The sequence below is a fragment of the Neisseria flavescens genome, assembly GCF_005221285.1.
In the GTDB taxonomy this organism is placed as follows: domain Bacteria; phylum Pseudomonadota; class Gammaproteobacteria; order Burkholderiales; family Neisseriaceae; genus Neisseria; species Neisseria flavescens.
In genome coordinates, this window is record NZ_CP039886.1 from 750,921 (window position 1) to 767,491 (window position 16,571).

The following is a 16,571-nucleotide window of genomic DNA, read 5'->3' on the forward strand; positions in this document are numbered from 1 at the left end:
ATGCAAGAAATAATACAATCTATTGTTTTTATTGCTGCCGCAATACTGCACGGAATTACAGGCATGGGATTTCCGATGCTCGGTACAACCGCATTGGCTTTTATCATGCCATTGTCTAAGGTTGTTGCCTTGGTGGCATTACCAAGCCTGTTAATGAGCTTGTTGGTTCTATGCAGCAATAACAAAAAAGGTTTTTGGCAAGAGATTGTTTATTATTTAAAAACCTATAAATTGCTTGCTATCGGCAGCGTCGTTGGCAGCATTTTGGGGGTGAAGTTGCTTTTGATACTTCCAGTGTCTTGGCTGCTTTTACTGATGGCAATCATTACATTGTATTATTCTGTCAATGGTATTTTAAATGTATGTGCAAAAGCAAAAAATATTCAAGTAGTTGCCAATAATAAGAATATGGTTCTTTTTGGGTTTTTGGCAGGCATCATCGGCGGTTCAACCAATGCCATGTCTCCCATATTGTTAATATTTTTGCTTAGCGAAACAGAGAATAAAAATCGTATCGCAAAATCAAGCAATCTATGCTATCTTTTGGCGAAAATTGTTCAAATATATATGCTAAGAGACCAGTATTGGTTATTAAATAAGAGTGAATACGGTTTAATATTTTTACTGTCCGCATTGTCTGTTATTGGATTGTATGTTGGAATTCGGTTAAGGACTAAGATTAGCCCAAATTTTTTTAAAATGTTAATTTTTATTGTTTTATTGGTATTGGCTCTAAAAATCGGGTATTCAGGTTTAATCAAACTTTAATTCATTATTAAATAGCTTAACTCCTTATTAAATAATTGGCACACTGTTTTAGAATTTGAAATGCAAAAGGTTGCTATGAAAATTGTTCCCGCAAAACCTCAAAAGCGGACATTCACGCCATTTTAACGCCCCAAGAAATTGACGGCATTCATCACCACATTCATCACTACCCACAACCAAGGGCGAAGGAGCGCAAATATGATTTACGGCATCGGCACAGACATTGTTTCCCTCAAACGCATTATCCGCCTGAACAAAAAATTCGGACTGGCGTTTGCTCAACGCATTCTCAGCCCGGAAGAGCTGTTGGAATTTCCGCAGGCAGGCAAACCGGTCAATTATCTTGCCAAACGCTTTGCCGCCAAAGAGGCTTTTGCCAAAGCCGTCGGTACGGGCATACGCGGCGTAGTCTCTTTCCGCAATATCGGTGTCGGACATGACGCATTGGGCAAGCCTGAATTGTTTTTTGCACCGGCTTTGACAAAATGGCTGGAAGAGCAGGGTATCCGAAGCTGTCATCTCAGTATGAGCGATGAAGAGGATACTGTCATGGCTTTTGTCATTGCGGAAAAATAAGGCCGGATTTAAGTATTCTGAAATAGAGCATCCTTTTCAGACGGCCTGAAGGGTTAGGTATTTGTTGAAGGTCGGGCGTATAGGCCCGACATCGTTTTTTTTACGCATAAATCGGCAGGTGTCACTGCCTGCCGCATATAAGAATAAGCTCATGATGACTGAAGACACACGTCCATTGGTGCAAGTGGTTGCCGGTATTTTGCTCGACAAAAACGGCCGCTACCTGCTCAGCTCCCGTCCAGAGGGCAAACCGTATGCCGGTTATTGGGAATTTGCCGGAGGCAAGGTTGAGGCAGGTGAAAGCGATTTTCAAGCCTTGCAACGCGAGTTTGAAGAAGAACTCGGTATCCGTATCCTTGCCGCTACGCCGTGGTTAACCAAAATCCATTCCTACGAACACGCACATGTACGCCTGCATTTTTTATGGGTGGAAGCCGACCAATGGATGGGCGAAATCCAATCGAGGGAAGGGCAAAAATGGGCATGGCAAAAGGCAGGGGATTTTACCGTTGCGCCGATGTTGCCTGCCAATAGCGCATTATTACGCTCCCTATCCATTCCGCGTCAGCTTCAAGGCCGTCTGAAAAGCGGCTTCAGCGGTCAAAACAGCATGGGCGAATATCATGTTGTGCCGTATCTGTCGGCTCAGTATCAAACCGCCTCTGCCGTATTGCTGGATTTTGCCGATTGGCAACAAGGCAAGCCGATAGAAGCGCCCAGCGTGTGGCCAATTATTGAAAACTCCGAACAATGGCAGCAGGTGCAAAATGCCGATGCTGTCGTTTGGAAAGTGGCGAATGAAGCGGCAGCCAAGCAAGTTGTCGATATTTTGGCGCAAGGCGTGGCTATGCCGCTGATTGCAGCTGCTCCGGAAAGTATGGTTTCCATTTATCGCGAACAGTGGCTGAGCATGGGTGTGCATGCCGTTTTGACCGATAATGACGTTGAGGCCGTCTGAAATGAGTAAAAATCAAAAACTACTGATTGCTGCTGTTTTACTGATTGTGTTTGCGGCGGCCAAACTGTTGCTCCTGGATTGGTGGCAGCGACAACAGTCAAAAGCGAATGTAGTCGAATGTAGTCTAACACAAGGCTGCGTCCTGCCTGACGGTTCAAAAGTGCGAGTGACCTCCATCAATACACACGAGCCTTTCGATATTGTAGTGGAAAATGTGCCGAAGAATACGGGCGCGGTCAGTATCAGTTTCAGTATGAAAAACATGGACATGGGCTTCAACCGCTACAACCTGACGCAACAATCGCCGCAAAGTTGGCAGGCTGCGCAAATCCGCTTGCCGTTTTGCGTCGAAGGCCGCCATGATTACACTGCCGACATTACCATTGGCAAACAGACTTTTCAGACGGCATTTAGTGCAGAGTAGTCATCATGCAAAGGCCGTCTGAAAATTTAAAGGCAAAAATTTTAATTTTTTCAGACGGCATATTTAAAAGTTCTTTATAAATGAATCAATTATAAATTATTTTTAGACAGATTGTTTACAATTATTCTGACTATCAGCCAAAAGTACAAAACGGACAGAAGCTAGGCCACATATGGGTTTGATGTGGTACAGCCTGTCCGTTTTTTACATTTGTTGCAAAAAAATCATTTATTAATAACTGAATTTTTTATAATTTTTTTGAAAAAAGTGTTTGACAAGACCGGTTTTATTTTTTAAATTTGTTTCCATAAATAAAAACTACATCGCACTACAAAGGAACATCATCATGAATCTGTATCAAACCACTCTCTCTTGTTATAGATTTTCTCCCGTCTCTGCCGCTCCCGTCGCCGCCAGCCTATTGGCAGTCCCGACGGTCTGAAGGCTCTCAACCCGAATCCAGTTTCCGCATTCCTACAAACGCTTCGGGTTTAAAAATATCTGTATCCCCAACAGCCATTCATATATTGATTAATAAAAATTAAAAAACGCACGCCTCCGCTTCAGCCTTATTGTATTTATTGGTTTTTATAACTATTTGTATTTATTGATTTTAAATTTTCAGATGGTTGATGGTTGAACTTTTACAGGCCATCTGAAAACAGTTTTTAGAATAATTGTTTCTTTTTAAACGGTTCGTTTCAAGTTGTGAAAAAAACGAGCCGTCCGATTAATACTGAAAAAAGTCTATAAAGGAGAAATATGATGAGTCAACACTCTGCCGGAGCACGTTTCCGCCAAGCCGTGAAAGAATCGAATCCTCTTGCCGTGGTCGGTTGCGTCAATGCTTATTTTGCACGATTGGCGACCCAAAGCGGTTTCAAAGCAATTTATCTGTCCGGCGGCGGCGTGGCAGCCTGCTCTTGCGGTATCCCTGATTTGGGCATTACCACAATGGAAGATGTGCTGATCGATGCGCGACGCATTACAGACAACGTAGATACGCCTTTGCTGGTGGACATCGATGTGGGTTGGGGCGGTGCATTCAATATTGTCCGTACCATTCGCAACTTTGAACGCACCGGTGTTGCAGCGGTTCACATCGAAGATCAGGTAGCGCAAAAACGCTGCGGCCACCGTCCAAACAAAGCCATCGTTTCTAAAGATGAAATGGTCGACCGTATCAAAGCTGCCGTAGATGCGCGCGTTGATGAGAACTTCGTGATTATGGCGCGTACCGATGCGCTGGCGGTAGAAGGTTTGGATGCCGCTATCGAACGCGCCCAAGCTTGTGTCGAAGCGGGTGCAGACATGATTTTCCCTGAAGCCATGACCGATTTGAACATGTACCGCCAATTTGCAGATGCAGTGAAAGTGCCCGTGTTGGCGAACATTACCGAGTTTGGTTCTACTCCGCTTTATACCCAAAGCGAACTGGCTGAAAACGGCGTGTCGCTGGTGCTGTATCCGCTGTCATCGTTCCGTGCAGCAAGTAAAGCCGCTCTGAATGTTTATGAAGCGATTATGCGCGATGGCACTCAGGCCGCAGTGGTTGACACTATGCAAACCCGTGCCGAGTTGTACGAGCATCTGAACTATCATGCCTTCGAGCAAAAACTGGATAAATTGTTTCAAAAATGATTTACCGCTTTCAGACGGTCTTTCAACAAATCCGCATCGGTCGTCTGAAAACCCGAAACCCATAAAAACACAAAGGAGAAATACCATGACTGAAACTACTCAAACCCCGACCTTCAAACCTAAGAAATCCGTTGCGCTTTCAGGCGTTGCGGCCGGTAATACCGCTTTGTGTACCGTTGGCCGTACCGGCAACGATTTGAGCTATCGCGGTTACGACATCTTGGATTTGGCACAAAAATGCGAGTTTGAAGAAGTCGCCCACCTGCTGATTCACGGTCATCTGCCCAACAAACTTCGAGCTGGCCGCTTATAAAACCAAGCTCAAATCCATGCGCGGCCTGCCTATCCGTGTGATTAAAGTTTTGGAAAGCCTGCCTGCACATACCCATCCGATGGATGTGATGCGTACCGGCGTATCCATGCTGGGCTGCGTTCATCCTGAACGTGAAGGCCATCCGGAAAGTGAAGCGCGCGACATCGCCGACAAACTGATCGCCAGCCTCGGCAGCATCCTCTTGTACTGGTATCAATATTCGCACAACGGCAAACGCATTGAAGTTGAAAGCGACGAAGAGACTATCGGCGGTCATTTCCTGCACCTGTTGCACGGCAAACGCCCAAGCGAATCACACATCAAAGCCATGCACGTTTCACTGATTTTGTATGCAGAACACGAGTTCAATGCTTCTACCTTTACCGCCCGCGTGATTGCCGGTACAGGCTCTGATATGTACTCCAGCATTACCGGTGCAATCGGCGCGTTGAAAGGTCCGAAACACGGCGGCGCGAACGAAGTGGCTTACGATATTCAAAAACGCTACCGCAATGCCGACGATGCCGAAGCAGACATCCGCGAACGCATCGGCCGCAAAGAAATCGTGATCGGTTTCGGTCATCCGGTGTACACCATTTCCGACCCTCGCAACGTTGTCATTAAAGAAGTGGCACGCAGTTTGAGCAAAGAAACCGGCGATATGCGCCTCTTTGACATTGCCGAACGCTTGGAAAGCGTGATGTGGGAAGAGAAAAAAATGTTCCCGAATCTGGACTGGTTCTCTGCCGTTTCCTACCAAAAATTGGGCGTACCGACCGCTATGTTCACACCGCTGTTCGTAATTTCCCGTACAACCGGTTGGAGCGCACACGTTCTCGAGCAACGCAAAGACGGCAAAATCATCCGTCCGAGCGCAAACTACACAGGCTCTGAAGATTTGGCATTCGTGGGGATTGAAGAACGATAATTGAAGAATGCAATAGCAGTTTGTTCTTTATTTCGGTATGCAAAGCTGAGGATTTCAGACAACCTTGCCTGATTGGAAAGGTTGTCTGAAATAAGTTTAAAAATTTAACTTAATAGAAGAAGATAATCCTGTATTGGCGCAAGTAACAGGATAAGAAACATGGAAGATTTATACATAATACTCGCTTTGGGTTTGGTTGCGATGGTTGCCGGATTTATCGATGCGATTGCGGGCGGGGGTGGTTTGATTACGCTGCCCGCACTCTTGTTGGCAGGTATTCCTCCCGTGTCGGCAATTGCCACCAACAAGCTGCAAGCAGCCGCTGCTACGTTTTCAGCTACGGTTTCTTTTGCACGCAAAGGTTTGATTGATTGGAAGAAAGGTCTCCCGATTGCCGCAGCATCGTTTGTAGGCGGCGTGGTCGGTGCATTATCGGTCAGCTTAGTTTCCAAAGATATTCTGCTGGCGGTCGTGCCGGTTTTGTTGATATTTGTCGCGCTGTATTTTATGTTTTCGCCCAAGCTCGACGGCAGTAAGGAAGGCAAAGCCAGAATGTCTTTTTTTCTATTCGGGCTGACGGTTGCACCGCTTTTGGGTTTTTACGACGGTGTGTTCGGACCAGGTGTCGGCTCGTTTTTTCTGATTGCCTTTATCGTTTTGCTCGGCTGCAAGCTGTTGAACGCGATGTCTTACACCAAATTGGCGAACGTTGCCTGCAATCTTGGTTCGCTATCGGTATTCCTGCTACACGGTTCGATTATTTTCCCGATTGCGGCAACGATGGCGGTCGGTGCGAATTTAGGTGCGAGATTTGCCGTCCGTTTTGGCTCGAAGCTGATTAAGCCGCTGCTGATTGTCATCAGCATTTTGATGGCTGTGAAATTGTTGACAGATGAGAGAAATCCGCTGTATCAGATGATTATTTCAATGTTTTAAACCTTTTCAGACGACTCTTTCAAAACGCCGTCTGAAACCCCAAAATCAAAAAAATAATAGATTTAGGAGAACCGACATGACTGCCAACCAACGTTACCGCAAAGCTTTACCCGGTACGGATTTGGAATATTACGACGCGCGTCAGGCGTGTGAAGACATCAAACCGGGCTCTTACGACAAGCTGCCGTACACAAGCCGTATCTTGGCTGAGAACTTGGTCAACCGCGCAGACAAAGTCGACCTGCCTACGCTGCAAAGCTGGCTGGGCCAGCTGATTGAGGGAAAACAGGAAATCGACTTCCCTTGGTATCCGGCACGCGTGGTGTGTCACGATATTCTGGGTCAGACAGCGTTGGTGGATTTGGCAGGTCTGCGTGATGCGATTGCAGAAAAAGGCGGCGATCCTTCCAAAGTGAATCCGGTGGTGCAAACCCAGCTTATCGTCGACCACTCTTTGGCAGTTGAATGCGGCGGATACGATCCTGATGCCTTCCGTAAAAACCGCGAAATCGAAGACAGACGTAACGAAGACCGTTTCCACTTCATCAACTGGACAAAAACAGCATTTGAAAATGTGGACGTGATTCCGGCGGGCAACGGCATTATGCACCAAATCAACTTGGAAAAAATGTCGCCGGTTGTCCAAGTCAAAAACGGTGTGGCATTCCCTGATACTTGTGTGGGTACTGACTCACATACGCCACACGTCGATTCATTGGGCGTGATTTCCGTAGGCGTGGGCGGTTTGGAAGCCGAAACCGTAATGTTGGGCCGTGCATCCATGATGCGTCTGCCTGATATTGTCGGCGTGGAGCTGACCGGCAAACGTCAGCCGGGCATTACTGCCACCGACATCGTGTTGGCGCTGACCGAATTCTTGCGTAAAGAGCGCGTGGTTGGCGCATTTGTCGAATTCTTCGGCGAAGGCGCAAGAAGCCTGTCTATCGGCGACCGTGCCACCATTTCCAACATGACCCCTGAGTTCGGCGCGACTGCCGCGATGTTCGCTATTGATGAGCAAACCATTGATTATTTGAAACTGACCGGCCGCGACGACGCGCAAGTGAAATTGGTGGAAAACTATGCCAAAACCGCAGGCTTGTGGGCAGATGCCTTGAAAACCGCCGTTTATCCTCGTGTTTTGAAATTTGATTTGAGCAGCGTAACACGCAACATGGCAGGCCCAAGTAACCCGCATGCCCGTTTTGCGACCGCCGATTTGGCCAGCAAAGGCTTGGCTAAATCTTATGAAGAGCCTTCAGACGGGCAAATGCCTGACGGAGCAGTGATTATTGCCGCGATTACTTCGTGTACCAATACTTCCAATCCGCGTAACGTTGTCGCCGCCGCGCTGTTGGCACGCAATGCAAACCGTCTTGGCTTGAAACGCAAACCTTGGGTGAAATCTTCGTTTGCCCCGGGTTCAAAAGTAGCCGAAATCTATTTGAAAGAAGCAGGCCTGCTGCCTGAAATGGAAAAACTCGGCTTCGGTATCGTTGCCTTCGCATGTACCACCTGTAACGGCATGAGCGGCGCGCTGGATCCGAAAATCCAAAAAGAAATCATCGACCGCGATTTGTACGCCACCGCCGTATTGTCAGGCAACCGCAACTTTGACGGCCGCATCCATCCGTATGCGAAACAGGCTTTCCTCGCTTCGCCTCCGCTGGTGGTGGCATACGCCATCGCGGGCAGCATCCGTTTCGATATTGAAAACGACGTACTCGGCGTTGCAGACGGCAAAGAAATCCGCCTGAAAGACATCTGGCCTACCGATGAAGAAATCGATGCCATCGTTGCCGAATATGTGAAACCGCAACAATTCCGCGACGTTTATATCCCGATGTTCGACACCGGCACAGCGCAAAAAGCACCAAGCCCGCTGTACGACTGGCGTCCAATGTCCACCTATATCCGCCGCCCACCTTACTGGGAAGGCGCATTGGCAGGGGAACGCACATTGAGCGGTATGCGTCCGCTGGCGATTTTGCCCGACAACATCACCACCGACCACCTCTCGCCATCCAATGCGATTTTGGCCGGCAGTGCTGCAGGCGAATATTTGGCAAAAATGGGTTTGCCTGAAGAAGACTTTAACTCTTACGCAACCCACCGCGGCGACCACTTGACCGCCCAACGTGCAACCTTCGCCAATCCGAAAACTGTTTAACGAAATGGTGAGAAATGAAGACGGCAGCGTACGCCAAGGTTCGCTGGCACGCGTTGAACCCGAAGGCAAAACCATACGTATGTGGGAAGCCATCGAAACCTATATGAACCGCAAACAGCCGCTCATCATCATTGCCGGCGCGGACTACGGTCAAGGCTCAAGCCGCGACTGGGCTGCAAAAGGCGTACGTCTCGCCGGCGTGGAAGCGATTGTTGCCGAAGGCTTCGAGCGTATCCACCGCACCAATTTGATCGGTATGGGCGTGTTGCCGCTGCAGTTCAAACCGGGTACCAACCGCCATACCCTGCAACTGGACGGTACGGAAACCTACGACGTTGTCGGCAAACGCACGCCGCGCTGCGACCTGACCCTCGTGATTCACCGTAAAAACGGCGCAACCGTCGAAGTTCCGGTTACCTGCCGCCTTGATACCGCAGAAGAAGTGTTGGTATATGAAGCCGGTGGCGTGTTGCAACGTTTCGCACAAGACTTTTTAGAAGGAAATGCAGCGTAAGGTAAATCGGGTATCGTCAAAATGTCCGGGCTACGCTCAAAAAGGTTTTCAGACGGCCTCGAATGTTTGAGAGGCCGTCTGAAAAAACCATACTAAAAAATACAAAGGAGAACTCGAAATGCCGCAAATTAAAATTCCAGCCGTTTACTACCGCGGCGGTACATCTAAAGGCATTTTCTTCAAACGTACCGATCTGCCGGCCGCTGCTCAGAAAGCAGGCGAGGCACGCGACAAAATCCTGTTGCGCGTACTCGGCAGCCCGGACCCTTACGGCAAACAGATTGACGGTTTGGGCAATGCCAGTTCGTCCACCAGCAAAGCCGTGATTTTGGACAAATCCGAACGCGCCGATCACGATGTCGATTATTTGTTCGGACAAGTTTCCATCGACAAACCTTTTGTCGATTGGAGCGGCAACTGCGGCAACCTCACCGCCGCCGTAGGCGCATTTGCCATCGAACAAGGTTTGGTCGATAAATCCAAAATCCCTTCAGACGGTATCTGCACGGTGAAAATCTGGCAGAAAAACATTGGCAAAACCATTATTGCCCATGTTCCGATGCAACACGGCGCAGTTTTGGAAACGGGCGATTTTGAGCTTGACGGCGTAACGTTTCCGGCCGCCGAAGTGCAAATCGAATTTCTTGCTCCCGCCGACGGCGAAGGCAGTATGTTCCCAACCGGCAATTTGGTCGATGAAATTGATGTGCCGAATATAGGCCGTCTGAAAGCCACGCTTATCAATGCCGGTATTCCAACCATTTTCCTGAATGCCGTAGATTTGGGCTACACAGGCAAAGAGTTGCAAGACGACATCAACAACGATGCCGCGGCTCTGGAAAAATTTGAAACCATCCGCGCGTATGGCGCGCTGAAAATGGGTTTGATCAGCGACGTTTCCGAAGCCGCCACCCGCGCCCATACTCCGAAAGTCGCTTTTGTCGCCCCCGCGGCCGATTACACCGCCTCCAGCGGCAAAACCGTCCAAGCTGCCGACATAGATTTATTGGTACGCGCACTGAGCATGGGCAAATTGCACCACGCCATGATGGGTACTGCTTCAGTTGCCATCGCTACCGCCGCCGCCGTGCCCGGAACGCTGGTCAACCTTGCAGCCAGAGGCGGAGCGCGTAAAGAAGTCCGTTTCGGCCATCCGTCAGGTACGCTGCGTGTCGGTGCCGCCGCCGAATGTCAGGACGGCCAATGGACGGCCACCAAAGCGGTCATGAGCCGTAGCGCACGCGTGATTATGGAAGGACAAGTCCGAGTGCCGGAAGATTGCTTTTAAGTTTTCAGACGGCCGCAGCATTAAACAAGGCCGTCTGAAAACCAAATAAGCAGATTTTAGTCAGGTAGTGATACCTGCAATGGAGATTAGGATTGGGTATGAAGCCTGACTAAACACCAAACCAAAGGCAATCTGGAAAGCTCTCAAATGTTTTTGCTCTTTTCAGACGGCCTGAAGCAAAAAAACAATCAAAAATTCAAAGGAGAAACACCATGTCCAACCAACTCATTCTTGTTCTGAACTGCGGCAGCTCTTCACTCAAAGGTGCCGTTATCGACCGTAAAAACGGCAGCGTCGCCTTGAGCTGCCTCGGCGAACGCCTGACCACGCCCGAAGCCGTCATGACGTTCAGCAAAGACGGCAACAAACGCCAAGTTCCCCTGACCGGTCGCAACTGCCACGCCGGCGCGGTGGGTATGCTTTTGAACGAACTGGAAAAACACGAACTGCACGACCGCATCAAAGCCGTCGGCCACCGCATCGTCCACGGCGGCGAAAAATACAGCGAGTCTGTTTTGATCGACCAGGTCGTAATGGACGAACTCAATGCCTGCATTCCGCTTGCGCCGCTGCACAACCCCGCCAACATCAGCGGCATCCTCGCCGCACAGGAACATTTCCCCGGTCTGCCCAATGTCGGCGTGATGGATACTTCGTTCCACCAAACCATGCCGGAGCGTGCCTACACTTATGCCGTTCCGCGCGAATTGCGTAAAAAATACGCTTTCCGCCGCTACGGTTTCCACGGTACCAGTATGCGTTACGTCGCCCCTGAAGCCGCGCGGATTCTGGGCAAACCTTTGGAAGACATCCGTATGATTGTCGCCCACCTCGGCAACGGCGCATCCATTACCGCCATCAAAAACGGCAAATCCGTTGACACCAGTATGGGCTTCACGCCGATCGAAGGTTTGGTAATGGGTACACGTTGCGGCGACATCGATCCGGGCGTATACAGCTATCTGACTTCACAGGCTGGTTTGGATGTTGCCCGAGTGGATGAAATGCTGAACAAAAAATCAGGCTTGCTCGGTATTTCCGAACTCTCCAACGACTGCCGTTCTTTGGAAATCGCTGCGGATGAAGGCCATGAAGGCGCACGTTTGGCTCTGGAAGTAATGACTTACCGCCTTGCCAAATATATTGCTTCGATGGCTGTGGCTTGTGGCGGCGTTGACGCGCTCGTGTTTACCGGCGGTATTGGCGAAAACTCGCGTAACATCCGTGCCAAAACCGTTTCCTATCTTGATTTCTTGGGTCTGCACATCGACACCAAAGCCAATATGGAAAAACGCTACGGCAATTCGGGCATTATCAGCCCAACAGGTTCTTCCCCGGCTGTTTTGGTGGTGCCAACCAATGAAGAATTGATGATTGCCAACGATACGGCTGAATTGGCAGGTCTCTAGGAAGAAGTAAAATAGGGGAGAGTATTCTCCCTATGCAGGATACAATAAAAAGTGCGGATTTATCATCCGCACTTTTTTAATTACATCTCAATCAAGCCACTTGGGTTTGATGTTCGTCGCCGTTACGCTCACGAACTGCGCCCAAACGGTAAACGGTTTCGCCTTGTTCGCTCAAGAATGCTTGTACCGCATCGGCATCTTCTTTGGCAATGATAACGACCATGCCGATACCGCAGTTAAATGTACGGTACATTTCTTGGGTTTCCACATTGCCTGCTTTTTGTAGCCATTGGAACAGTTTAGGCAATTCCCACGCTTTGGCATCGATTTGTGCAACGGTATTTTCAGGCAAAACGCGAGGTACGTTTTCGGTAATGCCGCCGCCGGTAATATGGGCCATGCCTTTAATGGTGAATTTTTCCAAAGCGGCAAGGATAGGTTTCACATACAGGCGGGTAGGGGCGATGATGGTTTCGCGCAAGGTTTTGCCGTTGTCAAATTCCGCGTCCAAATCGGGATTGTCGCGCTCTATGATTTTGCGTACCAAAGAGTAGCCGTTGGAGTGTGCGCCGTTGGAAGCCAAGCCCAAAACAACGTCTCCGGCCTGAATACTACGGCCGTTGATGACGCGTTCTTTTTCAACCACGCCTACGGCAAAACCGGCCAAGTCGTATTCACCTTCAGGATACATGCCTGGCATTTCGGCAGTTTCACCGCCAATCAAAGCGCAACCGGATTCTTCGCAACCTTGGGCAATGCCTTTAATCACATCAGTCGCGCGGGCAACGTCCAGCTTGCCGCAAGCGAAATAGTCCAAGAAGAACAAAGGTTCTGCACCTTGAACCAAAATGTCGTTGACGCTCATGGCAACCAAATCAATGCCGACAGTATCGTGTCTATCCCAGTCGAATGCCAGTTTCAGCTTGGTGCCGACGCCGTCCGTACCGGAAACCAATACCGGATTTTTGTATTTTTTGCCGATTTCGACCAAAGCGCCGAAACCGCCCAAATCACCCAACACTTCAGGGCGAATAGTACGCTTGGCAAAAGGTTTGATGTTTTCGACCAGTTGATCGCCTGCGTCGATATCCACGCCTGCGTCACGATAGCTCAAAGAAGTGCTCATTGGATTTCCTTATTCGGGTATGGGTAGATTGTCGGAGCGTATTTTATCTTAAATTGGAGGATTCAGGCTGAATTTTTTGGCATTATTGTCAACAATTTTATTTTATCTTAATAGCCGTCCCGCTTTCAGACGGCCTTTGTGAATCTGTTATACTGCTTATTTATTTTGAAAACCTTAAGCATCAACTGGGGACCACCTTTTTATGTATCAAAAGAAAACGCGCAGTGTAAAACCGTGGATTATTATGGCTTGCGTTGTCGCAGCCTTTATTTGGTTTTTATATGCTTTGGGTGATGTTTTGACGCCGTTTATTGTGGCCGCCGTTTTGGCCTATGTTTTGAATCCCTTGGTCGAGTGGCTGCAATTGAAGCGTATCCGTCGCGCACCGGCCTCTATGATTATTATGGCACTGGCTTTGCTGATATTGCTGTCGTTAGTATTGATTATCGTGCCTATGTTGTTGAACCAGTTTAACAATCTGGCCGAACGCCTGCCACAAATCGTAGGCTTTGTTCAAAACAAACTGCTACCGTGGCTCAACAGCATCAGTGGGGATTATATTCAAATCGATCAAGAATCAATCATCGCATGGTTGCAGTCGCATACGGATGAGTTGAGCAATACGCTCAAAGCATGGATTCCGACCTTGATGCGTCAAAGCGGCAACGTCATCAGTGGCGTCAGCAATTTGGTGTTGTTGCCTTTGCTGCTGTATTACTTCTTGTTGGATTGGAAACGTTGGTCTTCCGGAATCAGCAAATTGGTTCCACGCCGTTTTATCGAGACCTACACGCGTATCAGCGGCAATATGGATGAAGTCTTGGGCGAGTTTCTGCGTGGCCAGCTGATGGTTATGATGATTATGGGCTTGGTCTATGGATTGGGCTTGATGCTGGTCGGTTTGGATTCCGGTTTTGCCATTGGTATGATTGCCGGTATTTTGGTATTTATTCCGTATTTGGGCGCATTTACCGGCCTTTTGCTGGCAACGGTTGCCGCGCTTTTGCAATATGGCTCATGGCAGGGGTTATTGATGGTCTGGGCTGTATTCGGTGTCGGACAATTCTTGGAAAGCTTTTTCATTACGCCCAAAATCGTCGGCGATCGCATTGGTTTGTCTCCGTTCTGGGTGATTTTCTCATTGATGGCTTTCGGGCAACTGATGGGTTTTGTCGGTATGCTTGCCGGCCTGCCGCTTGCCGCCGTGACGTTGGTTTTATTGCGTGAAGGCGCATCTGCCTATTTCGGCAGCCGTTTCTACAAACATAAATAAATCAATAATATTAAGGCCGTCTGAAATCCAAGTTTCAGACGGCCATTGATAACAAAGGAAGTCTATATGTTAGCCATTATCGGCGGCAGCGGTTTGACCAAACTGCCGGAACTTGAAATTACTGAACGAAAAATCGTACGCACTCCATACGGATTAACCAGCAGCCCTATTTTGTTCGGCAGGTTGGGGCGCTTGGATATTGTTTTCCTCGCCCGACATGGCTTCAGCCATACCATCGCGCCGCATGAAATCAACTACCGCGCCAATATCTGGGCGTTACATTCTTTAGGCGTTGAAAACATTATTGCCATTTCCTCAGTCGTCGGTATCAATCCTGATTTTGAAAACGGCAGTTTGGTGTTGCCGGACGATTTGATCGACTATACCTATGGCCGTAAAGATACTTTTTTTGAAGGACAAGAATGTCCGGTTGTCCATACCGATTTTTTCAACCCTTATTGTGATGAATTGCGACAAGAATTGTTGAATATCACGAAAGCGCACAATGTGCCGATTTACGACTCCGCCACTTATGGCTGCCTGCAAGGCCCACGCCGTCCAACCCGTGCAGAAATCGCCCGTTATCGACGTGACGGCGTAGATGTACTCGGTATGACCGGTATGCCCGAAGCCGTTTTAGCTAGAGAGTTGAAAATGGCCTATGCCCACTTTTGTAGCGTCAGCAGCATTGATTGCTTTGATAATGGAAAAGGAAATGAAGGCTGTAACGAACAGGTTTCTATGACAATGACCAAAATCCGACAATTATTAAATGGTTTGTAACTGATAATGCCGTCTGAAATGATGTTTTCAGACGGCATTGTTTTATTTAAGAACCTGTATTCACAAAAATGATAAAATATCTTTATGACTAGAAAATCCTACCCAACAGACTTAACAGATGCCCAATGGCAAGCGATTGAGCCACATTTTAACCGGCTACGCCACTACAAATGGGATAAACGTGAATTAGTGAATGCCGTTTTGTACATTACCAAAACAGGTTGCCAATGGCGTATGCTGCCCAATGATTTTCCACCTTATCCAACCGTATGGAGTTTCTATCGCAGAGCCAACCAATCAGGCTTATGGGATAGGATTCTTTTGGCATTGGTTCAAAAAAACGTTTAATCCATCAAAAACAAGCGATGCCGACTTATGCCATTATTGATTCGCAAAGTGTCAAAACAGCTTCCGGCGCACATGATAAAGGTTTTGACGGAGGTAAAAAAATCAAAGGCCGTAAGCGACATATAGCTGTTGATACGTTGGGTAACCTATTGTCTGTTGTGGTTCATGCAGCCAATATTCATGACACAAAAGCAGGTATTTTTGTAGCAAAAAAAGCGTTTGAGACCTATCCGGGTTTAAAAGGTTTCTGTGCAGACGCAGGTTATCGGAATACATTTGAGCGCGAAGTATCGGAGCAATTGGGTTTAACTGTTGAGATTTCAAAGAAAATTCAAGATATTTCTTGGCATATTCTGCCCAAACGTTGGATTGTGGAACGAACGTTTGCATGGTTAGGTTGGTCTCGACGTTTGGCAAAAGATTTTGAGCAGACGAATTTATCTGCTGAAAATTTTGTCAAACTAGGGTATATTTCACAAATATTAAAATTTATCAAATAGTTGTTTGTGAATACAGGTTCTAAGAAGCTGGTTCCCGCGCCCAATGGGGCAGGGAGGCTTTTTGTTTGCGGAACGAAGCAAGTTGCATGCCCCGACATTTTTCAAAAATTAATTCAACCCCGCTTTGCAGATGCAAAATTAAATTGGTATGCGTTTCCGTTTTAATAAAGTCAATATTGCGTTGCACCAAGCGCTGAATGACGGCATATACATCAAGGTAGCCATTTGCGAAAAACCACGGATTCAACTTTACCCAACGGCCGCCGCTTAATGCAGCATCAGGCTGAAAATCAGCACGAATCTGTGTTAAACGATTGTCGGAGAAATGCAGTTCGATATCGCCATAAAGCCAAATATTCCAGCCTTTTTGCACCAACAAGCCTTTGGGGACACAATCAGGCGCAGGAAACATCTGCAAAATAGACTCTGCCGATTGTCCGATTTCCAGATAGTCAAATCGGCCGGTATACAAAAAATCATAAATATCAACGGCAATAGGAAAGTGGTAGCGCATGGCAACAACCATAGAAAAGCAATTAACCAAGCTATCTTAAACTTAAACTATAATGAAATCAATTCTTATTACTATTTATTCAATATAAGAAAGGCCTTCTGT

Annotated in this window: 13 protein-coding genes and 3 pseudogenes; 14 read left to right on the plus strand and 2 right to left on the minus strand. The window is 47.9% G+C overall.

All coding sequences use genetic code 11. From position 1 onward, the window contains the following. The 10 genes and pseudogenes from FAH67_RS03915 to FAH67_RS03965 all read left to right on the plus strand — a co-directional run bounded on the left by FAH67_RS03915 (position 1) and on the right by FAH67_RS03965 (position 11,925). The gene (locus FAH67_RS03915) at positions 1-768 is read left to right on the plus strand and encodes a sulfite exporter TauE/SafE family protein (RefSeq protein ID WP_004464352.1); all 768 of its coding nucleotides are present in this window, start codon (positions 1-3) and stop codon (positions 766-768) included. A gap of 198 nt (positions 769-966) precedes the next feature. Continuing rightward, positions 967-1,344, plus strand: a complete 378-nt coding sequence (gene acpS, locus FAH67_RS03925) for a holo-ACP synthase (protein WP_003686416.1) — start codon at positions 967-969, stop codon at positions 1,342-1,344. A 154-nt stretch (positions 1,345-1,498) separates the two neighbouring features. After that, a complete protein-coding gene (locus FAH67_RS03930; protein ID WP_172459158.1) occupies positions 1,499-2,302 on the plus strand; it encodes an NUDIX domain-containing protein in 804 nt (267 codons plus the stop codon). A 1-nt stretch (position 2,303) separates the two neighbouring features. After that, entirely contained in the window at positions 2,304-2,726 is a 423-nt protein-coding gene (locus FAH67_RS03935; protein WP_004464345.1) for a hypothetical protein, read from the plus strand. A gap of 765 nt (positions 2,727-3,491) precedes the next feature. After that, positions 3,492-4,367, plus strand: coding sequence for a methylisocitrate lyase (prpB, locus tag FAH67_RS03940; RefSeq protein WP_167480507.1), 876 nt, complete (start codon positions 3,492-3,494; stop codon positions 4,365-4,367). Between the two features lie 85 nt (positions 4,368-4,452). Then, a pseudogene (prpC, locus tag FAH67_RS03945) lies at positions 4,453-5,608 on the plus strand (bifunctional 2-methylcitrate synthase/citrate synthase). Positions 5,609-5,767: 159 nt separating this feature from the next. Further along, positions 5,768-6,544: a TSUP family transporter gene (locus FAH67_RS03950; protein ID WP_115287626.1), complete on the plus strand. Its 777-nt coding sequence runs from the start codon at positions 5,768-5,770 to the stop codon at positions 6,542-6,544. Between the two features lie 76 nt (positions 6,545-6,620). After that, positions 6,621-9,228 (plus strand): annotated as a pseudogene (gene acnD, locus FAH67_RS03955) (Fe/S-dependent 2-methylisocitrate dehydratase AcnD). 118 nt (positions 9,229-9,346) lie between these two features. Then, complete coding sequence (gene prpF, locus FAH67_RS03960; RefSeq protein WP_004464330.1) at positions 9,347-10,516, plus strand: 2-methylaconitate cis-trans isomerase PrpF; 1,170 nt, start codon at positions 9,347-9,349, stop codon at positions 10,514-10,516. 212 nt (positions 10,517-10,728) lie between these two features. Next, positions 10,729-11,925 carry an acetate kinase gene (locus FAH67_RS03965; protein ID WP_039863691.1) on the plus strand — a complete coding sequence of 399 codons (1,197 nt, stop codon included), beginning with the start codon at positions 10,729-10,731 and terminating at the stop codon, positions 11,923-11,925. Positions 11,926-12,016: 91 nt separating this feature from the next. On the opposite strand, the gene purM is transcribed toward FAH67_RS03965, so the two are convergent. Then, positions 12,017-13,051 (minus strand): phosphoribosylformylglycinamidine cyclo-ligase, encoded by a 1,035-nt coding sequence (gene purM, locus FAH67_RS03970; RefSeq protein WP_004464324.1) that lies wholly within the window; start codon positions 13,049-13,051, stop codon positions 12,017-12,019. 202 nt (positions 13,052-13,253) lie between these two features. Here purM and FAH67_RS03975 point away from each other — a divergent pair, with 202 nt between their 5' ends. The 4 genes and pseudogenes from FAH67_RS03975 to FAH67_RS11760 all read left to right on the plus strand — a co-directional run. Further along, the gene (locus tag FAH67_RS03975; protein ID WP_004464322.1) at positions 13,254-14,324 is read left to right on the plus strand and encodes an AI-2E family transporter; all 1,071 of its coding nucleotides are present in this window, start codon (positions 13,254-13,256) and stop codon (positions 14,322-14,324) included. A gap of 66 nt (positions 14,325-14,390) precedes the next feature. Continuing rightward, entirely contained in the window at positions 14,391-15,107 is a 717-nt protein-coding gene (locus FAH67_RS03980) for an S-methyl-5'-thioinosine phosphorylase (RefSeq protein ID WP_004464321.1), read from the plus strand. An 84-nt stretch (positions 15,108-15,191) separates the two neighbouring features. Beyond that, the gene (locus FAH67_RS11755; protein ID WP_081462562.1) at positions 15,192-15,455 is read left to right on the plus strand and encodes a transposase; all 264 of its coding nucleotides are present in this window, start codon (positions 15,192-15,194) and stop codon (positions 15,453-15,455) included. Positions 15,456-15,472: 17 nt separating this feature from the next. After that, positions 15,473-15,883: pseudogene (locus tag FAH67_RS11760) on the plus strand (transposase); the annotation flags it as partial. 91 nt (positions 15,884-15,974) lie between these two features. Here FAH67_RS11760 and FAH67_RS03995 read toward each other — a convergent pair. Further along, positions 15,975-16,481, minus strand: coding sequence for a hypothetical protein (locus FAH67_RS03995; protein WP_003680179.1), 507 nt, complete (start codon positions 16,479-16,481; stop codon positions 15,975-15,977). Positions 16,482-16,571: the final 90 nt, after the last annotated feature.

Coding starts and splice junctions, on each gene's coding strand:
- FAH67_RS03915 (WP_004464352.1), top strand. CDS start 1: ATGCAAGAAATAATACAATCTATTGTTTTTATTGCTGCCGCAATACTG.
- acpS (WP_003686416.1), top strand. CDS start 967: ATGATTTACGGCATCGGCACAGACATTGTTTCCCTCAAACGCATTATC.
- FAH67_RS03930 (WP_172459158.1), top strand. CDS start 1,499: ATGACTGAAGACACACGTCCATTGGTGCAAGTGGTTGCCGGTATTTTG.
- FAH67_RS03935 (WP_004464345.1), top strand. CDS start 2,304: ATGAGTAAAAATCAAAAACTACTGATTGCTGCTGTTTTACTGATTGTG.
- prpB (WP_167480507.1), top strand. CDS start 3,492: ATGAGTCAACACTCTGCCGGAGCACGTTTCCGCCAAGCCGTGAAAGAA.
- FAH67_RS03950 (WP_115287626.1), top strand. CDS start 5,768: ATGGAAGATTTATACATAATACTCGCTTTGGGTTTGGTTGCGATGGTT.
- prpF (WP_004464330.1), top strand. CDS start 9,347: ATGCCGCAAATTAAAATTCCAGCCGTTTACTACCGCGGCGGTACATCT.
- FAH67_RS03965 (WP_039863691.1), top strand. CDS start 10,729: ATGTCCAACCAACTCATTCTTGTTCTGAACTGCGGCAGCTCTTCACTC.
- purM (WP_004464324.1), bottom strand. CDS start 13,051: ATGAGCACTTCTTTGAGCTATCGTGACGCAGGCGTGGATATCGACGCA.
- FAH67_RS03975 (WP_004464322.1), top strand. CDS start 13,254: ATGTATCAAAAGAAAACGCGCAGTGTAAAACCGTGGATTATTATGGCT.
- FAH67_RS03980 (WP_004464321.1), top strand. CDS start 14,391: ATGTTAGCCATTATCGGCGGCAGCGGTTTGACCAAACTGCCGGAACTT.
- FAH67_RS11755 (WP_081462562.1), top strand. CDS start 15,192: ATGACTAGAAAATCCTACCCAACAGACTTAACAGATGCCCAATGGCAA.
- FAH67_RS03995 (WP_003680179.1), bottom strand. CDS start 16,481: ATGGTTGTTGCCATGCGCTACCACTTTCCTATTGCCGTTGATATTTAT.